At 71.1% G+C, this 21,858-nt stretch carries 23 protein-coding genes; 12 read left to right on the forward strand and 11 right to left on the reverse strand.

What is annotated here, in order from left to right; genetic code table 11:
* Positions 1-305 precede the first annotated feature (305 nt).
* Positions 306-1,214 (reverse strand): TetR/AcrR family transcriptional regulator, encoded by a 909-nt coding sequence (locus DV20_RS46570; RefSeq protein ID WP_235190826.1) that lies wholly within the window; start codon positions 1,212-1,214, stop codon positions 306-308.
* Positions 1,215-1,388: 174 nt separating this feature from the next.
* On the opposite strand from DV20_RS46570, the gene DV20_RS45525 reads away from it, so the two are divergent.
* Positions 1,389-1,532 (forward strand): hypothetical protein, encoded by a 144-nt coding sequence (locus DV20_RS45525; protein ID WP_160169728.1) that lies wholly within the window; start codon positions 1,389-1,391, stop codon positions 1,530-1,532.
* A gap of 16 nt (positions 1,533-1,548) precedes the next feature.
* Here DV20_RS45525 and DV20_RS13565 read toward each other — a convergent pair whose 3' ends face one another.
* A complete protein-coding gene (locus tag DV20_RS13565) occupies positions 1,549-2,454 on the reverse strand; it encodes a helix-turn-helix transcriptional regulator (RefSeq protein ID WP_043780066.1) in 906 nt (301 codons plus the stop codon).
* 81 nt (positions 2,455-2,535) lie between these two features.
* Entirely contained in the window at positions 2,536-3,339 is an 804-nt protein-coding gene (locus DV20_RS13570) for an SDR family oxidoreductase (protein ID WP_043780067.1), read from the reverse strand.
* A 222-nt stretch (positions 3,340-3,561) separates the two neighbouring features.
* On the opposite strand from DV20_RS13570, the gene DV20_RS13575 reads away from it, so the two are divergent.
* The 4 genes from DV20_RS13575 to DV20_RS13590 all read left to right on the forward strand — a co-directional run bounded on the left by DV20_RS13575 (position 3,562) and on the right by DV20_RS13590 (position 8,107).
* Positions 3,562-4,134 carry a VOC family protein gene (locus tag DV20_RS13575; RefSeq protein WP_051735983.1) on the forward strand — a complete coding sequence of 191 codons (573 nt, stop codon included), beginning with the start codon at positions 3,562-3,564 and terminating at the stop codon, positions 4,132-4,134.
* 22 nt (positions 4,135-4,156) lie between these two features.
* A complete protein-coding gene (locus DV20_RS13580) occupies positions 4,157-4,618 on the forward strand; it encodes a hypothetical protein (protein WP_043780070.1) in 462 nt (153 codons plus the stop codon).
* Between the two features lie 68 nt (positions 4,619-4,686).
* Positions 4,687-7,443 carry an ATP-binding protein gene (locus DV20_RS13585; protein ID WP_043780074.1) on the forward strand — a complete coding sequence of 919 codons (2,757 nt, stop codon included), beginning with the start codon at positions 4,687-4,689 and terminating at the stop codon, positions 7,441-7,443.
* A 22-nt stretch (positions 7,444-7,465) separates the two neighbouring features.
* Entirely contained in the window at positions 7,466-8,107 is a 642-nt protein-coding gene (locus DV20_RS13590; protein WP_043780076.1) for a hypothetical protein, read from the forward strand.
* A 159-nt stretch (positions 8,108-8,266) separates the two neighbouring features.
* On the opposite strand, the gene DV20_RS47330 is transcribed toward DV20_RS13590, so the two are convergent.
* From DV20_RS47330 to DV20_RS13605, 3 genes are all read right to left on the reverse strand, one after another.
* Entirely contained in the window at positions 8,267-9,616 is a 1,350-nt protein-coding gene (locus DV20_RS47330) for a beta-1,3-glucanase family protein (RefSeq protein WP_043780077.1), read from the reverse strand.
* 246 nt (positions 9,617-9,862) lie between these two features.
* A complete protein-coding gene (locus tag DV20_RS13600) occupies positions 9,863-12,148 on the reverse strand; it encodes a tetratricopeptide repeat protein (RefSeq protein ID WP_152603717.1) in 2,286 nt (761 codons plus the stop codon).
* On the reverse strand, positions 12,145-12,939 hold the full coding sequence (locus DV20_RS13605) for a SigB/SigF/SigG family RNA polymerase sigma factor (RefSeq protein ID WP_043780081.1): 795 nt from the start codon (positions 12,937-12,939) through the stop codon (positions 12,145-12,147). The genes DV20_RS13600 and DV20_RS13605 overlap by 4 nt, the downstream gene beginning before the upstream one ends.
* Positions 12,940-13,082: 143 nt before the next feature.
* On the opposite strand from DV20_RS13605, the gene DV20_RS13610 reads away from it, so the two are divergent.
* Positions 13,083-13,559: an STAS domain-containing protein gene (locus DV20_RS13610; protein WP_051735984.1), complete on the forward strand. Its 477-nt coding sequence runs from the start codon at positions 13,083-13,085 to the stop codon at positions 13,557-13,559.
* A gap of 61 nt (positions 13,560-13,620) precedes the next feature.
* On the opposite strand, the gene DV20_RS13615 is transcribed toward DV20_RS13610, so the two are convergent.
* Positions 13,621-13,905, reverse strand: coding sequence for an isoamylase (locus DV20_RS13615; RefSeq protein WP_043780083.1), 285 nt, complete (start codon positions 13,903-13,905; stop codon positions 13,621-13,623).
* Positions 13,906-14,052: 147 nt separating this feature from the next.
* Complete coding sequence (locus DV20_RS44005) at positions 14,053-14,850, reverse strand: GAF and ANTAR domain-containing protein (RefSeq protein ID WP_043780085.1); 798 nt, start codon at positions 14,848-14,850, stop codon at positions 14,053-14,055.
* A gap of 206 nt (positions 14,851-15,056) precedes the next feature.
* Between DV20_RS44005 and DV20_RS13625 the strand changes: the two genes are divergently transcribed.
* A complete protein-coding gene (locus DV20_RS13625) occupies positions 15,057-15,923 on the forward strand; it encodes a hypothetical protein (RefSeq protein WP_043780087.1) in 867 nt (288 codons plus the stop codon).
* A 291-nt stretch (positions 15,924-16,214) separates the two neighbouring features.
* Here the strand turns inward: DV20_RS13625 and DV20_RS13630 are convergent, their stop codons facing one another.
* Positions 16,215-16,985: a hypothetical protein gene (locus DV20_RS13630; protein WP_152603718.1), complete on the reverse strand. Its 771-nt coding sequence runs from the start codon at positions 16,983-16,985 to the stop codon at positions 16,215-16,217.
* A gap of 291 nt (positions 16,986-17,276) precedes the next feature.
* Between DV20_RS13630 and DV20_RS13635 the strand changes: the two genes are divergently transcribed.
* The 5 genes from DV20_RS13635 to DV20_RS13655 are packed head-to-tail and all read left to right on the forward strand — an operon-like array spanning position 17,277 to position 19,694.
* Positions 17,277-17,696 carry a YbaB/EbfC family nucleoid-associated protein gene (locus DV20_RS13635; RefSeq protein ID WP_043780092.1) on the forward strand — a complete coding sequence of 140 codons (420 nt, stop codon included), beginning with the start codon at positions 17,277-17,279 and terminating at the stop codon, positions 17,694-17,696.
* Positions 17,693-17,998 (forward strand): hypothetical protein, encoded by a 306-nt coding sequence (locus DV20_RS13640; protein WP_043780094.1) that lies wholly within the window; start codon positions 17,693-17,695, stop codon positions 17,996-17,998. Before DV20_RS13635 ends, DV20_RS13640 begins: the two co-directional genes overlap by 4 nt.
* Positions 17,995-18,363: a hypothetical protein gene (locus tag DV20_RS13645; RefSeq protein WP_043780096.1), complete on the forward strand. Its 369-nt coding sequence runs from the start codon at positions 17,995-17,997 to the stop codon at positions 18,361-18,363. Before DV20_RS13640 ends, DV20_RS13645 begins: the two co-directional genes overlap by 4 nt.
* Positions 18,364-18,366: 3 nt before the next feature.
* On the forward strand, positions 18,367-19,089 hold the full coding sequence (locus DV20_RS13650) for a WXG100 family type VII secretion target (protein ID WP_043780099.1): 723 nt from the start codon (positions 18,367-18,369) through the stop codon (positions 19,087-19,089).
* 23 nt (positions 19,090-19,112) lie between these two features.
* Entirely contained in the window at positions 19,113-19,694 is a 582-nt protein-coding gene (locus DV20_RS13655; RefSeq protein ID WP_160169729.1) for a DUF3558 domain-containing protein, read from the forward strand.
* A gap of 69 nt (positions 19,695-19,763) precedes the next feature.
* Here the strand turns inward: DV20_RS13655 and DV20_RS13660 are convergent, their stop codons facing one another.
* Positions 19,764-20,921 carry an aminotransferase class V-fold PLP-dependent enzyme gene (locus DV20_RS13660; protein ID WP_051735986.1) on the reverse strand — a complete coding sequence of 386 codons (1,158 nt, stop codon included), beginning with the start codon at positions 20,919-20,921 and terminating at the stop codon, positions 19,764-19,766.
* Complete coding sequence (locus DV20_RS13665) at positions 20,914-21,816, reverse strand: MBL fold metallo-hydrolase (protein ID WP_043780101.1); 903 nt, start codon at positions 21,814-21,816, stop codon at positions 20,914-20,916. The genes DV20_RS13660 and DV20_RS13665 overlap by 8 nt, the downstream gene beginning before the upstream one ends.
* Positions 21,817-21,858: the final 42 nt, after the last annotated feature.

The raw sequence follows: 21,858 nt of genomic DNA on the forward strand, positions 1-21,858 counted from the left end.
CACCGGCGGTGGGGCCCGGCCCGGCGCACCGCGAGTGGAGGGCCCCGGTCGCGTCGGCGGGTGATTGCCGTTGCGCCATACGGCGGACGGCCCGGCGGTCCCGTTCGCCGGTTGCGAGGAACGGACTCCTTTCGTTGCTGCCAAGGGAATTGGCCCGGTTGGTGCGGCAGGCCGGTCGTCTCACCCGTGGCCGTCCCGGCCGGAACATCGACGATTTCGGTTCGCTGCTTCAGGATGCGGTCTCCGCAGCTGGTCCCGCGTGAAAGTTTCACCGAGGACCACCGTTGACCCGGACGCGCAGCGACTCACTGCTCGAGGCCGCTGAGGCCGTGGAGGACGAGGTTCGTGACGGTCTCGGCGACGCGGTCGTCGCCGGGTTCGCCGTCGGGCAGGGCCTGGTTGAGGCCGGCGAGCATGACGCCAACGGCCGCCGCCACCAGTTCGGGGTCGCCGGCCGGTGCACCGCGGTCAGGCCGGTTTTCCAGGTGTCTTCGCAGCGGGGCCGTCCAGCCGGCCGGCTCGCCCCGCAGCCGGCCGGACGCCGGGGCGGCGGCGGTCGCCGACTGCAGCAGGGCGATGGCGGTGGGACGGTGTGTGCGCAGCGCCGTCCAGCAGGCCGTGATGTGGTCGCGGAGCGCGTCGTCACCCGCCGGGCCGGGCGCCGCAGGCTCGGGGAGTTCGCTGCGCAGCACGGCGAGGAGCTGCTCCTTGTCGTCGAAGTGGGTGTAGAAGGAGCCCACGGCGCGGCCGGCCGCGGCGGCGATGTCGATGATCTTGGTGTCGAGGTAGCCGCGTTCGCCGAACAGCCGTTTCGCCGCGGCGAGCAGGTCGGCCCGGGTCCGGCTCGCGAGTTCGTCCCGCCTCGCGGCGGCCGGCATCCGCGGGGTGTTCCTGCACGGCACCCCCTTCTCCGCACCCGACGCGACCCACCCCGTCAGCGAGATCGACCGGCTGACCACCGGCCCGCTGCTCACCATCGGCATGGCCGTCCGCGGACCGCAACTGTCCACTCCGGACACCGCGGTCGCCGACTTCCGCGTCGCCGCCGAACGCGGCCTCGTGGTGTCGATGCACCAGAGCGGTGGCGAACCCGGGCCCGGGTGGACCGCGGTGCGGGACGCCGGGCTGCTGAGCCCCGCCACCAACGTCGTGCACGGCGCCGGGCTCACCGACGACTGGACCGAAACCCTCGTCGACGCGGGCGCGAGCCTCACGAGCACCCCCGAGAACGAGCTCGGCCAAGGGCACGGTTCCCCCGTCACCGGGCAGCCGCTCCCCGAACACGCGGCTCATGCCGCAGTACCGCACCGACTCCGTCCCTCGCGCGGTACGTCCTCGGCCTCGCCATCCAGCTGGCCGGCTCCGGGAACGACGCCGAGCGGGAACGCGTGGCGACGCACTTCCACGCCCTGCCCGCCGAGTTCCCGGCCACCCACGCGGTCGAGGACTCGTTGCCGGTGCCGCTGGCGGAGGGGTTCGCCTTCGGTTTGGAGCTGATCATCGACAGCCTGCGCCGGCTGGGCGCCCGCTGACCCGGACCGGCCGAACTCAGCTGAGTGGCTGAGTCTCGGTCGCCGGCCTGCTCTGGCTGGCCGCCCAGGACGCCAACAGGGCCAGGCCGTCCGCGGCCGCCGTGCCGGCGGGTGCGGTGTAGACCGTCAGGAGCAGGCCGGGTTCGGCGGGCAGTTCCATCGACTCGACGTCCAGATCGAGCCGGCCCACCGCCGGGTGGTGCAGCCGCTTGCGTCCGGACCGGTGGAGCCGGACGTCCTGGGACGCCCACCGCCGCCGGAACAGTTCGCTGCGGGTCGACAGCTCGCCGACCAGGGCGAACAGGTCCTCGTCGTGCGGATCGCGGCCGGCTTCCATGCGGAGCTTCGCGGCCACATCGCCGGCGATCCGGTCATAGTCGACGAAGAACGACCGTGCCGCTTCGGGATCCAGGTACACGAACCGCGCGGTGTTGGCCGGCCGTCGCGGGTCGGCCAGCACCGGGGAATCCAGCACCGGGGCATACAGCGCGCGGGCGAGGTGGTTCGTGGCCAGGACGTCATAACGGCCGTTGCAGATCCAGGCCGGCGCCTCGGTGATGGCGTCGAGCACCTGCCGAAGCGCCGGACGCACCGTCGCGGCCGGTCGACGGCGGCGGGGAGCGCCGGGCGCCCTGGACTGCCGCGCGAGGTGGAACAGGTGATCTCGCTCGGCCTCGTCCAGTTGCAGGGCGGAGGCCACCGCGTCGAGCACCCCGTCGGAGGCGCCGGCGAGGCTGCCGCGCTCCATGCGCACGTAGTAGTCGACCGACACCCCGGCCAGCAGAGCCACCTCTTCGCGACGCAGGCCCTTGACCCGGCGGTTGCCGCCGTAGGCGGGCAGCCCGGCCCGCTCGGGGGCGATCCGCGCGCGACGCGAGCTGAGGAACTCCTTGATCTCGGTGCGCAGATCGATCTTGGTCACCCCTGCACCCTAGGTCCTGTCCGCGGGCGGAGGGAGGTTCTGCCGGTACCCCCGACGGCCACGCGCCCCACGCCGGAATCCTCAGGTACCGGTCGCGGTGGTGGCGATGCCGCCGTCGACCGGGATGATCGTGCCCGTGACGTAGGCCCCGGCCCGGCTGGCGAGGAACACGGCGATGCCCGCCATGTCGTCGTCGCGGCCGAGCCGGCGCAGGGGAGCCTTGGCCGCGATCGTATCGCCGAGGGTTTCGAGCGTGGCCGCCATCATCTGCGAGGGGAACGGTCCGGGGGCCACCGCGTTCACCGTGACGTGCTGCGGGCCCAGCTCACGGGCGAGCACCCTGGTGAGCTGGTGGAGCGCCGCCTTGCTGCTGGCGTAGGAGTAGTTGGGCGCCTCGGCGACGTGGATGGCGGCGATACTGCCGATGTTGACGACCCGCGCGGGATCCTCGGCGGTGCCCGCCTCGCGAAGGGCCGGGAGCAGCGCCTGCACCAGCCAGAACGGCGCCTTGAGGTTGAGGTCGACCACGGCGTCCCAGGCCTCGTCCGGGAACGTCTCCAGCGGTTCGCGCCACATCGCTCCCGCGTTGTTGACGAGGATGTCCAGGCGCCCGGAGCCGGCCTTGACGTGCTCGGCGAGGCGCCGGCACTCGTCGTGCCTGGACAGGTCGGCGGGGAACGCCTCCACGTCGCCGAATTCCGACAGCAGCCGCTGTGCTTCCGCGCACGCGTCCGCCTTGCGTGAGCTGATGATCACGCGGGCGCCCGCCTGGAGAAGGCCGCGCGCGATCATCCTCCCGATTCCCTGGGTGCCGCCGGTGACAAGGGCGTATTTCCCACTCAGATCGAACAGTTCCGCGTGCGGGGTGAATCGGCCGTCCGCCATTCTTCTTCGTTCCTTTTGTCGGGGAAACCGGTCGGCTCACAGGCTGGCAGGCGTCCCGGACGGCTGGGAGACCCTGGCGGGACAGGTACTGCGAGAGCCTCTCCGCCCGTGCCCGGGCCCGGGGCCGGCCAGGGTGTCTCCCTGGGGCGAACGCGACCCACCGGGGGCCACTCTGGACCTCGAGCGGCGAACCCGCCGCCGGACACCGAGGAGTTGCCGATCATGGACATGAAACTCGAAGTCGTGGTCCTGCCCGTCGCGGACGTCGACCGGACCAAGCACTTCTACAAGACCCTCGGCTGGCGCGAAGACGCCGACATCGTCTTCGGCGGCTCCCGGGTCGTGCAGCTGACGCCGCCGGGGTCGCCGGCGTCGGTCCACTTCGGCACCGGGATCACCGACGCCGCCCCCGGCTCGGTCCGCGGCACCTACCTCGTCGTCGAGGACATCGAGGCGGCCCGTGCCGAGCTGGCCGGGCACGGCGTCGACGTCAGCGAGGTCTTCCACCGCGACGAAACCGGCGCCTTCACCCCGGGCGTGCACCCGGACCACGGCACCTACTCGTCGTTCGCGTCGTTCAGCGACCCCGACGGCAACACCTGGCTGCTGCAGGAGATCACCACCCGGTTCCCCGGACGGACCTCCGGGGTGACCTACGGCTCCGCCGGCGAGCTGGAGCAGGCGCTGAAGCGGGCGGCGGCCGCGCACGGCGAGCACGAGAAGGAAACCGGGCAGTACGACCAGGAGTGGCCGGCCTGGTACGCCCGCCACATGGCCGAGCACCAGGACGCCTGAACCAGCATCGGGAGACGAGAAGATGTCCACGATCCACCTGCGCCAGCTGACCACGGCGTCGCCCGCGCAGTTCCTCGCCGCGCTGACCGACTTCGGCCCGGAGCGCGCGAAGCTCTTCGGCCGCAGCGCGACCGAGTACCTGCGGGTGCACGAGCTGGGCCAGAGCCACGCCGACGTCACCGAAGGGTCGGGCGGTATCTGGGAACGCCTGCGCTACGACTGGTCCGATCCGGCCCGGGTCGTCATGAAGACCACCGGCTCCAACACGTGGGGCGGCGCCTCCGGGCACACTTACACCTTCACCCGGCTGGCGGACGGGACGACCCAGGTCGACGCCGTGGTGGTCCGGGAGGGCAAGAACCTCAAGGGCCGGCTGCTCGGGGGCCTGCTCGGGCTCCTGGGCAAGCGGGTCCTCGGCGGGGAGCTGGCGAAGACGGCCAAGGCCGTCGAAGCGCGGTACACGGGCCTCGCCGGCGACGCGTAGGCGCCGGCCCGCTGCGCTAGTGTTCGGTCACCCGGCACGTTCGTCGCCGGCAGGCCGTGGAGGTTCGCATGCCGGGGCGGGAGCCCGCGCTGCTCGGCCGGCACCGCGAATGCGCCACGCTCGACCGCGTCCTGGCCGAGGCCCGGTCGGAGCAGAGCCGGGTGCTGGTCCTGCGCGGCGAGGCCGGGATCGGGAAGACCGCGCTGCTCGAGTACGCCCGGGCGCGGGCGCGGGGCTTCCGCGTCGCGCGCGCCGCCGGCGTCGAATCCGAGCAGGTGATGGCCTACGCCGGGCTGCACCAGCTGTGCGCGCCGTTCCTCGACCGCCTCGACCGGCTCCCCGGACCCCAGCGCGACGCGCTCGGCACGGCGTTCGGGCTGAGCTCCGGGGCCCGGCCGACCCGGTTCCTGGTCGGGCTGGCGGTGCTGACGCTGCTCGCCGACGTGGCCGAGGAACAGCCCCTGCTCTGCCTGGTCGACGACGTGCAGTGGCTCGACCGGATGTCCGAGGTGGTGCTCGCCTTCGTCGCCCGCCGGCTCCTCGCCGAGCGGATCGTGGTCGTCTTCGCCCTGCGGGAAACCGGCCGCGAGCCGGACCTGGCCGGGTTGCCGGAGCTCCCGATCGGCGGCCTGGGGGAGGCCGAGTCGGCCGCGCTGCTGGCCTCGGTCGTCAAGGGACCGGTGGACGGCCGGGTCCGTGACCGGATCATCGCCGAAGCCCACGGCAACCCGCTGGCGCTGCTGGAGCTGCCTCGCGCGTGGACGGCGGCCGAGCCGGTCGACGGCTTCGGCCGGCCGGGCGCGGTGCCGCTCGCCGGACGCATCGAACACTGCTTCGTCAAGCAGCTGGAGCCGCTGCCCGCCGACACCCGGCGGCTCCTGCTCATCGCCGCCGCCGAGCCCCTCGGCGACGCCACCCTGCTCTGGGGCGCGGCCGGCCGGCTCGGGCTCGGCGCCGACCCCGCGGCCGCGGCCGAGGCGACCGGCCTGATCGAGTTCGGCCGCCGGATCCGGTTCCGGCACCCGCTGGTGCGGTCGGCGGTGTACCGGTCGGCGCCGGCCCGGGACCGGCAGGACGTGCACCGGGCCCTGGCGGACGTCACCGATCCCGGCCGTGACCCCGACCGCCGCGCCTGGCACCGCGCGCAGGCGACCGTCTCCCCGGACGAGGACGTCGCGGCCGATCTCGAACGCTCGGCGGGCCGGGCCCGGGCCCGCGGCGGCCTGGTCGCGGCGGCCGCGTTCCTCGAACAGGCGGCGCTCCTGACACCCGAGCCCGCCCGGCGCGCGGAACGCGAGCTCGCGGCGGCCGCGGTCAAGCGGGACGCCGGCGCGCTCGGAGAGGCGCTCGGCCTCCTCGACGCGGCGGAGGCCGGCCCACCGGACGCCGTTCGCGCCGCCGAAGCCGGGCGCCTGCGCGGGCAGATAGCGTTCGACCAGCGGCGCGGTGGCGACGCGGCCCGGCTCCTGCTGCGCGCGGCCGAGCGGCTCACCCCGCTGGACGCGAGCCGGGCGCGGGAGACGTACCTGGCCGCGCTGGCGGCGGCCCTGTGGGCGGGCGCGGACCGGAACGCCCTGGTCGCGGCGGCCGAGGCCGCCCGTGCCGCGCCCCCGGCGCCCGTACCGCCCCGCGCCGTCGACCTCGTCCTGGACGCCCTGGCCACCCGCCTCACCGACGGTCACCAGGCGGCGGCGCCGCTGCTGGCCACGGCGCTGGCGGCGGTCCGCGGCCTCGACGCCGGCCCCGAGAACACCGGACAGGTGCTCTGGTTGCTGGGCAACCGGGCCGGCGGCCTGATCGCCACCGAGGCGGCGGACTTCGCGGCGGCGCGGGCGTTGGCCGAGCGTCAGGTCCAGCTCGCCCGCGACGCCGGTGCCCTCGTGCAGCTGCAGTTCGCGCTGAACTTCCTCGGCGTCAACGAGCTGCTCGCGGGGGAGCTGACCGCGGCGGCGGCGTCGGCCGGGGAAGACCGCGCGATCGCCGAAGCGACCGGCAACGCGCCGGTCGGCTACGCCGCGATGCTGCTCGAGGCGTTCCGGGGCCGGGAGGAACGGGCGGCGGAGCTGTTCGAGGACACCGCTCGTCAAGCGGCGGAACGCGGCCAGCTCCGGCTGGTGACCTTGGCCGACTACGGGCGGGCGGTGCTGTACAACGGCCTCGGCCGCCACGACGCCGCGCTCGACGCCGCCAGCCGCGTGTTCGACCACGACGTGGTGGGCTTCCAGAGCCTCGCCACCACCGAACTGGCCGAAGCGGCCTCCCGGACCGGGGACGAGGGCCGGCTCCGGGCCGCGGCCGCCCGCTCGGCGGAGCGCGCCGCCGGGGCCGGGACCGCGGAAGCACGGGGCCTCGACGCCCGCGTCCGCGCGTTGTCCAGCACCGGACCCGACGCCGAAGACGGCTACCGCGAGTCGATCGCGCGCCTCGAGCCGACCCCGCTGCGAGTGGACCTCGCCCGCGGTCACCTGCTGTACGGCGAATGGCTGCGCCGGGAGGGCCGCCGGGTGGACGCCCGCGCGCACTTGCACACGGCCCACGAGCAATTGTCCGCGATGGGGCTGACGGCGTTCGCCGAACGGGCCCGGCGGGAGCTGCAGGCCACCGGAGAGACCGCGCGGAAGCGCACGGCGGAGCCGACCGGCGAGCTCACCGCCCAGGAGTTCCAGATCGCCCGGCTGGCCGCCGGCGGCTACTCGAACCCCGAGATCGGCACCCGGTTGTTCCTCAGCCCGCGCACGGTGGAATGGCACCTGCGCAAGATCTTCGCGAAGCTCGGGATCAGCTCGCGCCGCCAGCTGCGCGACGTCGCCCTCGCCGGCGCGTGAGCCCGCCCGATACCGTGGTGCCATGAGCGCGCCGCCGCTGGTCTGGTACGCAAGCTACGGGTCCAACATGTACGCCGCCCGGCTGCGCTGCTACCTCGAAGGAGGGACGCCGCTGGGCGCCCGGCGCAGCTACGCCGGATGCCGCGACCGTGACCCGGCCCGCCGGGTCGTGGCGAGCGAGTTCCCCGGTGGCGTCTACTTCGCCACGGAGTCCCCGGTGTGGCGCGGCGGCCGGGCCTTCTTCGACCCGGAGCTGCCGGGCCGGGCGGCGATGCGGTCGTACCTGGTGACCGCCGGGCAGTTCTCCGACATCGCGGCGCAGGAGATGTACCGCGACCCGGGCCCGGACCTGGACCTGAGCACCGTGCTGCGGACCGGCCGCGACCAGCTCGGGCCCGGTCGCTACGAGACCCTGCTGCACCTCGGTGACCTCGACGGCTACCCCGTGCTGACGTTCACGGCACCCTGGCCGGCGGCGGAGGTCGAGAAGAACCCGCCGTCGGCCGCCTACCTCGCGATGATCGTGGGCGGGCTGCGCGAAGCACACGGCTGGCCCGTCCCGAAGATCGCCGAGTACCTGTCGCAGCTGCCCGGGGCGCAGCGGCACTGGTCCGCGCAGGCGATCGCCGAGCTGGCTCCGCACGCCATCCCGTCATCTCCGTAGCGACCGGCTGGAGCAGCCGGTGCCGCACGCCGAGGTCGCGCCCCCAGTGACAGACCGGCGACGCCCGCGCCGGAGACCACGATTTTCCTGCGGCCTCCACAACAGTCGTCGCCGGGTGGCGGCTCCGGGTCGCTGCCCGGAGCCGCCACCCGGGAAACGTCACCAGCCGACGGCGACCACCAGCCACTGCGGGTCTCCGTGGGAGACGAACGAGGACTGACCGGCCACGTCGTCGTACGGGAAGCCGTACGCGAGGCGGTTGATCGCGTGGTCGTGCCAGAACTTGGCGTAGTAGTTCGCCGGCGCCGACTGGTAGTACCGTGACGGGTCCTGCCACTGCGACTGCGGCAGGTGGGCGGTGTGCCGGTTCAGCGCCGCGCACATGTCGGGGTTGCCGGCCAGCGAACCGGCGCACCCCGTGATGTTCGACGTGGGCTCGTTGACCCCCACCGACTGGGCGTAGGACGTGAAGTAGTTCGCGTACCGGCCGCCGGTGCGGAAGTCCGGAGCGCTGCCCGGAGCCGGGATCCGGTACGGCGCGTTGACCGTCGCCAGGCCCTTGAACTCGGTGGGCACCTCGGCCTGGAACTTGGCGAAGGTGGCCGAGCGGTCCTCTTGGAAGGTCTGGTAGTCCTCGCCGACCTGCACGTCGTAGCCGTCGTGCGCGTGCAACCGCATGGCCAGCTTCAGCGCGAACGCGTCCACCCGGGTGGTGTTGCCGTTGAACACGTCCGGGCCGACGGTGAACTCGATGAAGTCGGCGTACTGCCCGTTCGGCGTGCCGAGGTAGAAGTACATCCGCCCGGCGGAGTTGGCCGGCATGTCGATGTAGGGCTGCTCGGCGATCGAGTGGGTCTGGCCGCCGAAGTTCCAGTACACCTGGCTGTCCGGGTACTTGCCGTTCGTCCGGTTGAGCACCTTGACCGTGAGCACGTTGCGCGCGGCCGGGATGGAGCTCGTGTCACCCCAGAACGAGTCGGGCGGCGTGCCCGCGCCGGGCGACGTCGTGCCGCCGCCGGTGCCGTAGACCTGGAACTCCCACAGCGAGACGCCGTAGGGGGTGGCCCGCGCGGTCGTCGACAGCCGCACGTACCGCCCCGAGCCGGCCACGGCCAGGGTCTGCGTGCCACCGGTACCCGTGGTGGTCTGGTACACAGTGGACCAGCTGGAGCCGTTGTCGGACAACTGGATCTGGTACGCGGTGGCGTACGCGGCCTCCCAGCGCAGCACGACCTGGCTGACGGTCGCGGCACCCCCGAGGTCGACCTGGATCCACTGTGGATCGCTGAACTGCGAAGACCAGCGGGTCCCGGTGTTCCCGTCCACGGCGGCGGACGCGGGCGTGCCGGCGTTCTCGACCGACGACGCGGTGGCGGACTTCCCCTGCGAAATGAGCGCATCCGCGGCGTGCGCAGCCGGGACGACGAACCCGAGAGCGGCAACGGCGAGGACCGCCGCAAGGGCACCGAACCCGCGGCGGCGGCGCCGCGGTGGAGCGTGGGTGAACATGATTCCTCCTGGCCGGAACGGGGAACGGACCCACCGCCGAGCAGCAACGGCACGGTCCGGCTCGTCCCCTCAACGCCGGGCGGATGCCCTGGGAGGGCCGGCGGGAACGATCGCTAGAAAGGTTCATACCACGGCCTCGGGTCTGTCAACCCTTGACAGTTCCCCGCCGGGCAACGATCCTCGGAACCGGTTCCATCGTTCCTCTGCGTGGCGTCGCCACCCGCTCAGGGGCCGGCTCGCCAGGAGTCAGCCATGCCCAGCGTTCCGCGGTGTTCCCGACAGTTCGGCCAGCTGCTCCCGGCAGTGCCGGCTGATGACGTGGTTCAGGCCGTACATGCGTTCGGCGTCGCCTACCATGCCCTCGCGCGTCTCGATCGCTTCCCTGGTCCGGCCGGTGAGGTGGTAGAGCTTCGCCAGCGTCGAGCGCAGGTTGAGCGAGTCGACCCGCATGCGCACCTCATCGGCCATTTCGCGGACGGACGCCTCGCAGAGCGCGATCGCTTCACCGTATCGTCCGATCACCTCCAGGCTGGAGGCCAGTTCACAGACGACTGTCAGGTACGACTCTTCTCCGACCGCACCCCACGAAACATCCCAGCCGGCCAATATCGCTTCGTATCGACTGATCGCTTCGCTCACTCGGCCGACCCTGGCGCATACGGATGCGACACATCGTTTGATGTCAAGCATCAGGTAGCTTTCAGGGTGGACGCGAGCACACGAAGACTCGGCCGATTCGAGTAGTTCGAGTGCTGACGCGGCGTCGCCCGCTTGCAGCGACGCGTTGCTCAGCCTGAGTTGCGCCATGAGGGTTTGCGGGTGATCGGCACCGAGAAACGCCTTCCTGTGGTGCCAGCTCTGTCGCTCCAGCCGGACAGCTTCCTCGTGATTTCCGGCGAGCTGGTGGATGAACGCCAGCGTCGCGCGCTGGAGGGCCACGCCGGTCGTATTGAGGTGGCCGTACTCGGCGCACGCGGCGGCGAGAACCTCCTCCTGCAAGGCGATGGCTTCCTCGAACCGGTTCGCCCGGGCGAGGGCCTGGGCGAATTCGGACAGCGGGGTCCGCCGCCGGTCGTCGTCAGTTCCGGACCACTCGCGACAATCACCCACCACCGCGGCGTAGGCGGCCACCGCGCGGTCGTAGTCGCCGGCACCCAAGTGGTACCTCGCGGTCCAGCGCCGGAGTTCGAGTACTCGCCAAGCATGGTCGTCGGCCAGGGACAGTCCGTGCACCACATCGATCTGCTCGATCAGGTGCTCCGCCCACGCTCGTTCCGGCAAGCGACCGCCGAGGGTGCGCTTGGTGCACGCTTCCAACGCACGCACGATCACCTCGGTGACTGTTCGCCGGTCCTCGTCCTGCTCCAAGCGGTCCCGCAGCACCCGGCCGGTGACCCGGTGCAGGACCGCCAGCCGGCCGTCCGTGCTCACGGCGATGATCGACTCCTCGGCGAGCCGCCCGAGAGCCGCGTCGGCCGCGGCCGACGGCTCTTCGGGCAGTACCAGGTTCCGGGCGACGTCGTGGAGCAGTTGCCGGGCCGTTCCCCCTGGCGACAGCACGGCCAGCACGGCCAAGAGCATCTCGGTCAATCCGGTCTCGTCGGCTTCCTCCGCGGCGCCCACGGAGAGGAGGACGGCCTGGGCGACGCCACGCGGGTAGGGGTCGCTGGGGCGGGCCGGGAGGTAGCGGTCGACGGGGAAGGTGCGCAGCCGCCGGACGCAGAGGTCGTAGCCGATCCGTTGCCGGCGGATCAGCCCCGCGGCGAGTGCGAGAGCCAGCGGCAGCCGATCGAGCTCCTCGACCAGCCGGAGCGCGCTGTGGTCGTCGGGCAGCCCGGTGCGTTCACGCAGGTAGGCGCGACTCTCGACGTCATCGAAGAGGCCGACCTCGACGGCGGTGCCGAAGTCCTCGAAGGTGTGGCTGGTGGTCGTGACGAGGACCTGGGCGCGGCCGTGGCTCGGCAGCCAGCGGTCGAGGACTTCGGGGTCGACGGCGTTGTCGAAGACGACCAGCGACGGCTCGGCCAGGTCTTCCAGCCACGCACGGGCGGCGTCGGCGCCGGCCGTCAGGGTCTCGTCGGCCGCCCGGAGACACAACTTGTCGGCGAGCCGCTGCCACCCGAGGGCCGCCCGGCCGTGGTCCTGCGCGTCGATCCACGCCACCACCCGCCGGCGATCTTCGATCCTCATCCGGGCGTACGCGGCGGCCAGCTGGGTCTTCCCGACCCCTCGGGGGCCGACGAGCACCCCGACCGTGTTCGTCGCCAGCACGTCGACCAGAGCGGAGCGCGGCTGGAACGCGGGGGGCCGGCGAGGGATCCGACCCACCACGACAGGAGCGTCAGCCGCCGGCGGGACGACCTGGGCCGGGTGGACGTGGACGTCTCCGTGGATGTGACCGGCTTGCACCACGCCGGCGGCATCGCCGGCCACCTCGTTGTGCACCCCGCCCGGCGGTATCCCGTTCATCGCGGGCAAGGCTCCATCCGCCCGAGGGTACTGCCGATCGAACGTGGCGACCGACAGCCTCATCGAGCCGTTATGTGCTCCCGGAGTTGCTCGAGTGTCCTGGCCAGCAGCCGGGAGACGTGCATCTGCGAAATCCCGAGCCGCTGCGCGATCTGGCTCTGGGTGAGGTCTTCGACGAACCGCATCGTGACGATGGCGCGTTCGCGGTCGGGCAACGTGGCCATCGCGGCCTGCAAGGCGTCGTGGTTGTCGATCCGCGCGAACCCGGGTTCTTCGAACGCGAGCTGGTCGGCGACCGTGACGGTGTCCTCGGCGCCGCGGACGGGCGCGTCGATCGAACGGGCGCGGTAGGCCTCCGCGGCCAGCAGCCCCTCCCGCACGAGTTCGACGTCCATCTCCAGATGTGCCGCCAGTTCGCTCGGCGTGGGCGCCCGCCCGAGGTCGTGAGCCAGCGTGTCGCTCGCTTTGCCGAGCTTCTGCTGGAGTTCCTTCAAGGCGCGGGGCACGCGCATCGACCAGCCGGTGTCGCGGAAGTGCCGCCGGACTTCGCCCATGATGGTCGGCACGGCGAAGGACAGGAAGTCGGCGCCCCGATCGGGGTCGTAGCGGTCGACGGCGCGGATCAGGCCGGTCCGCGCGACCTGCACCAGGTCGTCGAACGGTTCGCCGCGGCCGCTGAAGCGCCGGGCGATGTTTTCGGCCAGCGGCAGGTGCTCGGTGATCAACCGGTGCCGCAGCAGGCGACGCCTTGAGTCCTCGTCCCCGAGCCGGCTCCGTTCGGCGAACAGCCGTTCACAGTGGGCGTACTCGTGGGAGCGGCGCTGGGACGGCAGGGTGGGTGTCGCGGCGGTCATGGTTCGTTCGGGCGCTTGGACAACCATGCGCTGGTGGTACCCAATCGCTGCCGAAACCACACGATCGGCTGCACCTGCGCGGAGGATTACGGCGCTGGACGGAAAGTTGAGTACGTTTGCCGCCGGGAAGGTGGACTGAATCGGTGAACGGGTCCGGCCCGGCGGCCGTCGCGCCGGCCCGGTGTCGTGAGGCCGAACTGGAGGAGGTCATGCGCATGTCGTCGTCCGTGCCGCGGCCACGAGATCCGCGAATCCGGCCGCCGGGGTCGTTCACGGTGACCCGGGCGGGCGAAGCGAGCGTGGTCGCCGTGGCGGGTGAGCTCGATTCGACCGTCACCGCGCAGTTCACCGCCCTGCTCGCCGGTGAACTGAGCAGGCGACCGCCGGCGCTGATCTGCGACATGTCGGCGGTCGAGTTCTGCGCCGCCCGTGTCCTGATGATCCTGATCGACACGGTCGCCGACGCGGCGCTGAAGGGGGTGCCGTTCGCCGTGGCCGGTCGCCGCCGAGCCCTGCTGCGGCCCATCGACGCCCTGGACCTGGAGCACGTCCTGCCTGTTCACGGCAGCGTCGCCGAAGCTGTGAGCTGGCTGGCGCTCTCCGCGCACTCCCGGCCCTGACCGGCGGTCACCGCCGGTTACGGCAGGCCGTCGGACGGCCGGGGCAGTACCCCGTCGCCGATCACGATGCCGGGTCGTCGACCCGGGTGAGGACCTCGGGGTCGTCGGGGTCGTCGAACCAGTAGCCGTGCTCACTGAGATACCGGAACTGGACGTCGACGCCGGCGGCGACCTCCACGGTGGTGGACCGGCGCCCGGTGGTGCGTGGCTCGAGGTCGTGCTGCCCGGGAGTCCAGCCGTTGAACGAGCCGACCACGCTGACGCGGCCCGGCGGTTCATCGGCGGGCAGGCTGAAGATGATGCGTTTCGCGCCGTTTCCGTCACGGCCCTGGCAGATCTTGATCACTCGGCGGAAGCCTCTCGTGGCGGCTGTGGGAGACCGGTACTCGACGCTGAGCGCGTCCATGATGCACCAATGCGCCATGGATCGCGTACTCGCCGACGCGGGATCACCCGATCGTTGATCCGCTCACGCAACGGCCTCGCCGCGCGCTCAGCGGGTCGGCAGGTCGATCTCGGTGTGGCGGCCGGCGAGGGTCCGGGCGAGGTCGGCGAGCTTGACGTTGAGGTCCTGGGACGTGCGCCGCAGGATGTCGAACGCGGCGTCCGCGGAGACGCCCCGGCGGGCCATGATGATGCCCTTGGCCTGGCCGATCACGTCGCGGCCGTCGATGGCTTTGCGCAGGTGAGCGGCCTGCAGTTCGGCGCGGGTGACGGCGTCGGTGGCGGTCAGGGCGAGGGATGCGTGGGTGGCCAGCAGCAGCAGGACGTCGCGGTCGGCTTCGTCCAGTCCGTGCCGGGACCGGGAGTAGACGTTGAGGGCGCCGCTGGACTCCCCGGACGGCGGTCCGCTGATGAGGGCGGTGGACAGGACGGAGCCCATCCCGAGCTGCGTGGCGGCCGGCGCCCAGCGGGGCCAGCGCGGTTCGGCGGCCAGGTCCGGGGCGATCGCGACGGCCGGGCCACCGGGGTCGGCGGCTTCGACGCAGGGGCCTTCCCGGAACCGGTACTGCAGCCGGTCGAGTTCGGTGGCGACCTCGTCGGTCTCGGCGGGGGTGTGGAAGTGGCCGTCGACGTCGAGCAGGGTGAAGCTGGCGAGATCGGCGGCCGGGACCATCACCGTCGTGGCCTCGAGCACGCGCTGCAGGACGTCTTCCACGGTCGGTGCGGCGAGCAGGATGCGCGTCAGCTGGGCGAACTGCCGGGTCAGCGGCCCGGGCGCGAGCTGCTCCGGCTCGAGGTCGGCGACGAACTCCTCTTTGTCCCGCTGCCAGTCCTGTTCACTGCCCATGCCGGTCTCCCAAAGTCGCCGAGGAAGACGGCTGCGTTCTCAACCATCGCGCCGACCAACGTAGTCCGCCCGCGGCTCGGACGCTACGAGCGTCACACTTGCGGAACGCAACGAACGGCCGGTCGCCGCGGGCGACGCCGGGCTCGGAAAGCCGAAATGCGGAACGGCGCCGAAACTGTCGGTGGGTCCGGGTAGCGTCCGCGCTCGTGTCCGCTACTGAAGTACCGACCGACAACGGCCGCGAGATCCCCGGCATCGCGGAGTTCGCTCGTACCGCCACCCGCCTGCATCCCCGGTCCGGCGCGCCCACGGCTCGCGACAGCCACATCGGAGGCCCGCTGTGGTGGCCTGCCGACGAGCCGTGGCCGCACTGCGACGGACGGCTGCCCACGTCCACCGGGAAACCGCAGGAGAATTGGACGGCCGAGCACGAGGTCGACGGGCCGATCGCCCTGGTCGGCGCGGCCCAGCTGTTCCGCCGCGACTTCCCGGCCCTGCCGTTCCCGGAGGGCACGGACGTGCTGCAGGTGCTGCTCTGTCCCAACGAGCACCAGCTCGACAGCAGCGGGGCGGACTACTACTACGGTCCAGCGGCCCACCTCGTCTGGCGAGCATCCGCGGAGGTGACCGAGGTCGCCGGCCGCCCGCCGCAGCCGGCCGGCGTCGGCGGCGAGTTCGTTCCCCGGCCGTGCGTGCTCAACCCCTGCCAGGTCGTCGAATACCCGGCACTGAGCGAGCTCCCGGACGAAATCAAGCTGCCCTTGTCTTTTGTGGACACGGCCGGCTTCGTCCACGACGACTACGACAGGTGGCCCAAGGTCAGCCAGTGCAGCAAAGTGGGGGGCTGGGCCTTCTGGTGGCAGAGCAGTCCGGGGAAGCTCGACTGCCAGGACTGCGGCGCCGGCCTTCGGCTGCTGCTTTCGCTGCACACCTACGAGCACCGCGACGAGCTGTGTTCCTGCGAGCAGGATGAGCTGCAGCCGGCCGGGTGGGAGTTCGGTAGGCAAGGCGCCTTGAACATCTTCACGTGTCCGGAGGACAGCACCCACGCGTTCAGGCTGCACATCGACTGAGCGGATGCTACGCGCGGTCATGCCTCCATCCAGCTCGTCCCGGCCCGAAGCTCGGCCACCGCCTCGGCCACGGCTTCGCGCAGTGTGCGAATTCCGTTTCGGCGAACAGCCGATCGGCAACGCTGCGCATCGCGGGAACGCCGCCGGCACCCAGCGCCTACCGGCCGGTCGACGTCCGGGCGAAGGAAACCGACGCGCACGGCTGATGCTGCCCTCATGAATAGAGGGCGGCCTCGTTCCCAGTCCTCGTTTTCGACTCGGTTCGATACCGGTGCGCCGCGCGGGTACCCGCTAGGGAGCGGCCAGAGCGGCTTCAGCGCCGCACGGGAGTTCCATCCGTTGGTCCCGCGCGTTGAGGGACCACACCCGCACCACGCCACCGACCCGGCGGCCCATCATGCAGTCCGTGTCCTGGACGCCCGTCCGGGCGAACAGGGCCACGCCGACGTCGGATCCCCGGACCTGGACGGAGGTCTCCGGCGGGATCCAGGCCAGGTGGGTCTCGGGGTCCACCGGGGGCGCGGGCATCCCGGCGGTCAGCGCCGCGCGGACCTCCGGCGGACCGGGCGTGGCCGGCAGGTGCCCCAAGACGGCCTCCAGCGCCGGGCCGAACCCGGGCGGGATGTCCCGCCTCGGCAGCGGCGGCGGGGTGATCGCGGGGGCGTTCGCCGGGCAGGTGATCCGCGACGGTCCCGACGACGTCCCGTAGTAGTCGAACTCGACGCGGTAGCAGGCGTCGAAGGTGCCCGGGCCGAGGTTCCAGTCCTCGGCCGGTGTCTCGTGGTGGATTCGCCAGACCAGACGGGCCATCGGATCCCGGGGGTCGTCGTGGGGCAGATCCGTGGCTTCCAGGACGCTGAAGCTCTCGCTGCGCCCCAGCCGCGTGGCCAGCGCGGCACGGGCGAACCCGGCGGCGTCCGCCTGGCGCGGATAGCCGATCGCGTCGGCGAGCGTGTTCGACTGCCGGTCCGTCTCGGTGTCACCCACGGCCGAGGGAACGAGCCAGAAGGACGCGACCACGGCCGCGCAACCGAGGAGCACGATACTGCGTGAACCTCTCACGGTGCCCAGGCTATCTGCGCCGGATCGCCGGTGCCTGAGTACTTTCCCCTGGTTTCCGGAAGCTACTGGTCCCGACGCTCGCTCAGGACCCACGAATGCCTCGCCGTCACCCTGGCTACGACGCTGGACGACTGTCTTGCCGCGAAGGTAAACGGTGGCACGCGGCCTTCGTGCGGGTTGTCGTTGCGCCGCCGTCGTCACACAGTAGGGTGCCGAGTGGGCACGTTCCGTCACATTGAAAAAGTCGGAACTTGGAGTAGGGGGATGGATGCGTCGCTTCGTGATGCGGTCATGACCGCACCCAGGCGCGATGTGCGGCTGCTGCAGCAGCAGGCCGGTGAGCTGGATGCCCAGCTTGCCGCCGCCCGGCACACCGCCGGTTCGGGCGACCGGCTGGTCACCGCGGTGGTTACGGGCCAGGGAAAGCTGCTCGACCTGCGGATCGACGACCGCGCACTGCAGGGCGCGCACGTGCAGAAGCTCGGCCTGAGCATCGTCGAGGCTGTCCGAGCCGCCCGCGCCGCGGCCAACGCCTCGGCACTTCCGCAGCTGAACGCCCTGTTCGGCAAGCAGCCGCCACCGGCCACACCTGTGCGCCCGCCGGTCGCTGCGGTGCCGACGCGGCGCGAGGCCCAGCCGGACGACGGGGAGAACTTCGAGGAGCTGGACTTCCTGACCGACGAGCCGGAGTCAGGAGGTCGACGCTGGTGAAGAGCGAAGAGCAGCTGTATCACCTGGCGAAGGAAATCGACGCGCGGGTGGCCGCGGTGGAGCAGGCAGCCAGGACCGGTGAGGCCTTGCCGCTGGTGCTCGACATCGGGGCCGGTCTCGGCACCGTGACCGTGGACGGCCTGGGCAGCCTGGTGTCGGTGGATCTCACGCGCGACGCGGTCGCCGGGCAGACCGGCGCCAGCCTCGCCGGGCACGTCCTGCGCGCGATCGCACGCGCCGAATCGGCCGCCGCCACCCGGCGCAAGGCCATGATCGACGACGCCGCGCGGGAGGTCCGATGAGCGACGGCAACTTCACAAACCCGTTCGGTACCGCTGCGGCCGGCTCCGGCTTCGAGGTCTACCCGCAGGCTTTGCGCGCAGCCACCGACGACGTGTTCGCCGCCCGCGACAAGGTGCTCAAGTTCGGCCAGGAGGATTTGGCGCAGGTGGTCCTGCGCGATGCCGACGTGGGCATGCTGGGAGCCCGGGCCGGTGTCGTCGAGGAGTTCACCGAGGCCATCGCCCACATCCGCGACAAGACCGCCAAAGGTGCCACGCAGCTGGAGCAGTTCGCCGAAGCGCTGGACAAGGCGGCCGACTACTACGAAACCCAGGACGAAGCGGACTTCAAGCGTCTGCGCGACCTGGAGAAGGGCATGGGCTGACCCGTGAGCGCACCGACTGCTCCGCCGGCACCAGCGGCGCCGCAGCCCTATCCCGACGAAGCCGACGGGAAGGTCCGCAAGATCGCCGAGCTGCTCGGCCGCGGCGAGATCATCCGGCTGCTCGACGACGTCCGCAACAAGCTGCTGGGCAACGCATTCCAGGTGCAGGACATGGCCATGGAGTTCGCGAAGAACCACACCCTCGCCGACGCCGGCGACGACATCGACAACGCCGTGCAGGCAGTGGCCGGTACCTGGAGCGGGCGTGCCGCGGCCCAGTTCAACACCTACGCCGACCACGTCGGGAAAGCGCTCGGCGATCAGCAGGACGTCGTCGGCGGCATGTCCGGCATCCTCTCCGGGATCGCCGGCTGCGTGATCGAGACCTACAGCAAGGCCATCGAGTTCATCGGCACCTGTGCGGTCGAGCTCGGCAAGCTCGGCTACAAGACGATCGTCGCGATCGCGACCGCCGCGATTCCCATTGTCGACATCTTCACCTCCAAGGACGTCATCGACGCGGTCGTGGACGCGTTCGCCAACCTCGTCACCGCGATCAACGGACTGTTCGGCCAAGCGCTCTCCACGCTGGGGAACTTCCGGGCGCAAGCCACCGCCATCGTGCAGGGCGACACCGACTTCCCCGACTTGCCCCCGATGCCCGCCAACTCCGGAATGGACAACGAGAAGCAATGGCGCATCGACCCCACCGCCGCTCCCGCATGAACACACGAGTCGTCAGCTGCGCCGTGCTCGTGACGGCAGGTTTCCTCACCGGGTGTGGCCCGTCGACACCCGAGCGCGTGCTGACCCAGCCACCAGCCCCCGCGCAGACCGGCGCGCCGCTGCCCCTGGACCAGGTCGACAAGCCCCTCGACCTGGCCAAGTTCGACACCGACCCGTGCAGCCTGCTGACCAAAGAGCAGGTCGCTGCCGTCGTCGCCGATCCACCCGCCGACGTGAGCGCGTTCAGGAAGACCACCGCGCCCATCTACGGCTGCTCCTGGGTCACTCCTGTCGGCACGAACGCCACCGCCTCGAAACCGGCCAAGAGTCCACGCACGCTGACCGAGCTGGCGGAGTCGCCGGCGCGGAAAGCCGACATGTTCGAGCCGTGGACCGAAACCTCGATCGACGGCCTGCCCGCGATTGTCTACCACCAACGCGACAGTACCGACGATTGCTCGGTAGCCGTCCAGGCCACCGAGCAACAAATGCTGACTTTCGAGATCATCGGGAAGGACCTGCCCCGCAACTACTGGGCCAACGACCGCTGCGGCGGAGTCGCGAAAATGGCCGAAGCCGTCATCGGCAACCTTCGCCAGAACTAGACAGTCGCTGGTTGAAACAACGGTAACCACGCCGATCGAGTGTGTCCGTGGCGTTGATCAGCCCGCCCCTCAACGGCTTGCGATCTTGAGGCAATCGGCAACATACCCGAGGTCGTCCAACGTCACATCGATGTGCGGGCTGAATCGGAGCAAGGTCCTCGTCATGTGGTGCGGTGCCCGCTCCGTACCCGTCACCGAGCAGATCACCTTCTGACGAAGCAGGTCCGCACGAACAGCGGCGAGGTCGGCGTCGGCCGAGTCCGCCTGCAGCGAAATGATCGCTCCCGGGGCGTCGACCGGGTCGGCAGCAGACCATCCCGGTACGTTCCCGAGGACGCGGCGGCCGGCGCGGCCGATGGCGTCAAGACGAGTCCGAATGCGATCCGGCCCCCGCTGATGAAACTCCTCGAGAGCCACTGCGAGGCCGGCCCGCCCCGCGACGAACGCCTCGCGGCTCTCCAGGCGGCGAACCGAACGATCCTCACCCGGCCACGCTTCCACCGCGAGTGCAGGCGCCCGAGGGTGGAGTCCGGGTTGCCAAGCTTTCGACACCGCCAGGTAACCCACGCCTCGCGGCCCACACAAGAACTTACGCCCGGTTCCGTAGACCGCGGCGGCACCCTCTGGCAGAGCGAACTGCCCGGCTGCTTGCGCCACGTCCAAGATCACCGGCACCTCCCGGCTCGAACACGCCATCAGGCACTCAGTGATCGGCTGCAGAACAGCCCGGTGGGACAAGGCCGCTGTCATGTGGAGTAACGCCGGTCTGCCGTGGCGCAGTCGCGTTTCAAGAGCCTCGATGTCGAGCGCTCCTCGGGAGTCGACGTCGAGCAACTCGACTCTCAATCCGCGGTCGACGAGAGCCGCCAAACTCGGCCCCCAGTCCGAACGCGGCGCCCACACCGTGTCGCCCTTCTCCACCGGCCAGGACGCCAGCAGCTGAACGAACGCGGTCGACGCGCTTTCGGTGAACGCCACATCTTCCGCGGCGAAGCCGAGCAGTGCACCGAGCCGGGCCCGGGCATTCGTGAAGACAGGAGCGATCGAGGCTTCGGCGACGTACCCTCCTTCCTCCGCTTCCTGAGCCAGATGCTCGGCAACCCGGGCGCGGACGGCATGGCTCGTACGGCCACAGGCGGCGGTGTCCATGTGCCACACCTTCTGCTTCTGGACACGGAGACTCGCCCAACCGCTGCCCAGCTCGGCATAGGGCAACGCCTCATCCATGGGAAACCATCGTCGTCGGCGCGATCGCCCAACGGTGCTGTTGCCTGGACGGCAGGAACCGACCGAACACCGTGCCGGCGAAGTGCCCACCGGCGACGACCGTACGGTCATCGTGGTACTGCTCCAGCAGCGTCAAACGAGCCTGCGTGCCTCGCTCGGCATCGACGTCGAGCAGGAAGTTCCAGTCGGTTTCACCGACTTGAGCCTGCGTGTGCATGACGTCACCGAGGATGAGAACTCGCTCGTCACTCCCGGGGTCGGTCACAAGCAGGCTGGTGTGCCCCGGCGTGTGCCCGGCTGTCGGCAGCGCGTGGATGCCGGGTACCACGTCCTTCGCGCGTTCGAAGAACCGGATCACGGAGCTCAGCGGCTTCTGGACGGCATCCGGGTCCGGCCCGGTCACCTCTTCGCGTCCGTTCCAGTAGTCCCACTCAGCCCGGTCGACCAGATGCCGAGCGCGTCCGAAAGTCAGACCGGCGGCCGGGCTGGTGTGAACGGCTCCCGGTGCCGAAACGAGATCACTCGTCCAACCCACGTGGTCGTGGTGGAGATGCGTGAAGATGACGGTGTCGATTTCGGCGGGGCCGAGACCCTCCGCCGCGAGGCTGTCGAGGAGGGCGCCACCGGTGAACGAGCCCATGCCCGGAACCTCGAAGTCGACCGCTCCCAGGCCGAGATCGACGAGAACCCGATTGCCGGGCGTGGTGACGAGGAACGAACCGACGCTGACCGGCAGCCGGCCGTCCGGATCGAGGTAGGAGGAATAGGCGGCCCACCCGTTCGGACCGGAAGCCGGGAAGAGCGTCGACGGCTCGAGGTGAACCTCGCCGTCGGGCAGGTAGGTGATCGTCGTCGATCCGATGGTGACTTGGCTCCGCGACGCCGCACTGAGCATTTCGCATCCTTCCTGAGGTGACGTCACTTACCATTGGTTAGT

Source organism: Amycolatopsis rifamycinica (assembly GCF_000695625.1).
GTDB lineage: Bacteria > Actinomycetota > Actinomycetes > Mycobacteriales > Pseudonocardiaceae > Amycolatopsis > Amycolatopsis rifamycinica.

Coding starts and splice junctions, on each gene's coding strand:
- DV20_RS13585 (WP_043780074.1), top strand. CDS start 4,687: ATGCCGGGGCGGGAGCCCGCGCTGCTCGGCCGGCACCGCGAATGCGCC.
- DV20_RS13580 (WP_043780070.1), top strand. CDS start 4,157: ATGTCCACGATCCACCTGCGCCAGCTGACCACGGCGTCGCCCGCGCAG.
- DV20_RS13575 (WP_051735983.1), top strand. CDS start 3,562: ATGGACATGAAACTCGAAGTCGTGGTCCTGCCCGTCGCGGACGTCGAC.
- DV20_RS13635 (WP_043780092.1), top strand. CDS start 17,277: ATGACCGCACCCAGGCGCGATGTGCGGCTGCTGCAGCAGCAGGCCGGT.
- DV20_RS44005 (WP_043780085.1), bottom strand. CDS start 14,850: ATGGGCAGTGAACAGGACTGGCAGCGGGACAAAGAGGAGTTCGTCGCC.
- DV20_RS47330 (WP_043780077.1), bottom strand. CDS start 9,616: ATGTTCACCCACGCTCCACCGCGGCGCCGCCGCCGCGGGTTCGGTGCC.
- DV20_RS13590 (WP_043780076.1), top strand. CDS start 7,466: ATGAGCGCGCCGCCGCTGGTCTGGTACGCAAGCTACGGGTCCAACATG.
- DV20_RS13600 (WP_152603717.1), bottom strand. CDS start 12,148: ATGAGGCTGTCGGTCGCCACGTTCGATCGGCAGTACCCTCGGGCGGAT.
- DV20_RS13645 (WP_043780096.1), top strand. CDS start 17,995: ATGAGCGACGGCAACTTCACAAACCCGTTCGGTACCGCTGCGGCCGGC.
- DV20_RS13570 (WP_043780067.1), bottom strand. CDS start 3,339: ATGGCGGACGGCCGATTCACCCCGCACGCGGAACTGTTCGATCTGAGT.
- DV20_RS13660 (WP_051735986.1), bottom strand. CDS start 20,921: ATGGATGAGGCGTTGCCCTATGCCGAGCTGGGCAGCGGTTGGGCGAGT.
- DV20_RS13605 (WP_043780081.1), bottom strand. CDS start 12,939: ATGACCGCCGCGACACCCACCCTGCCGTCCCAGCGCCGCTCCCACGAG.
- DV20_RS13665 (WP_043780101.1), bottom strand. CDS start 21,816: ATGCTCAGTGCGGCGTCGCGGAGCCAAGTCACCATCGGATCGACGACG.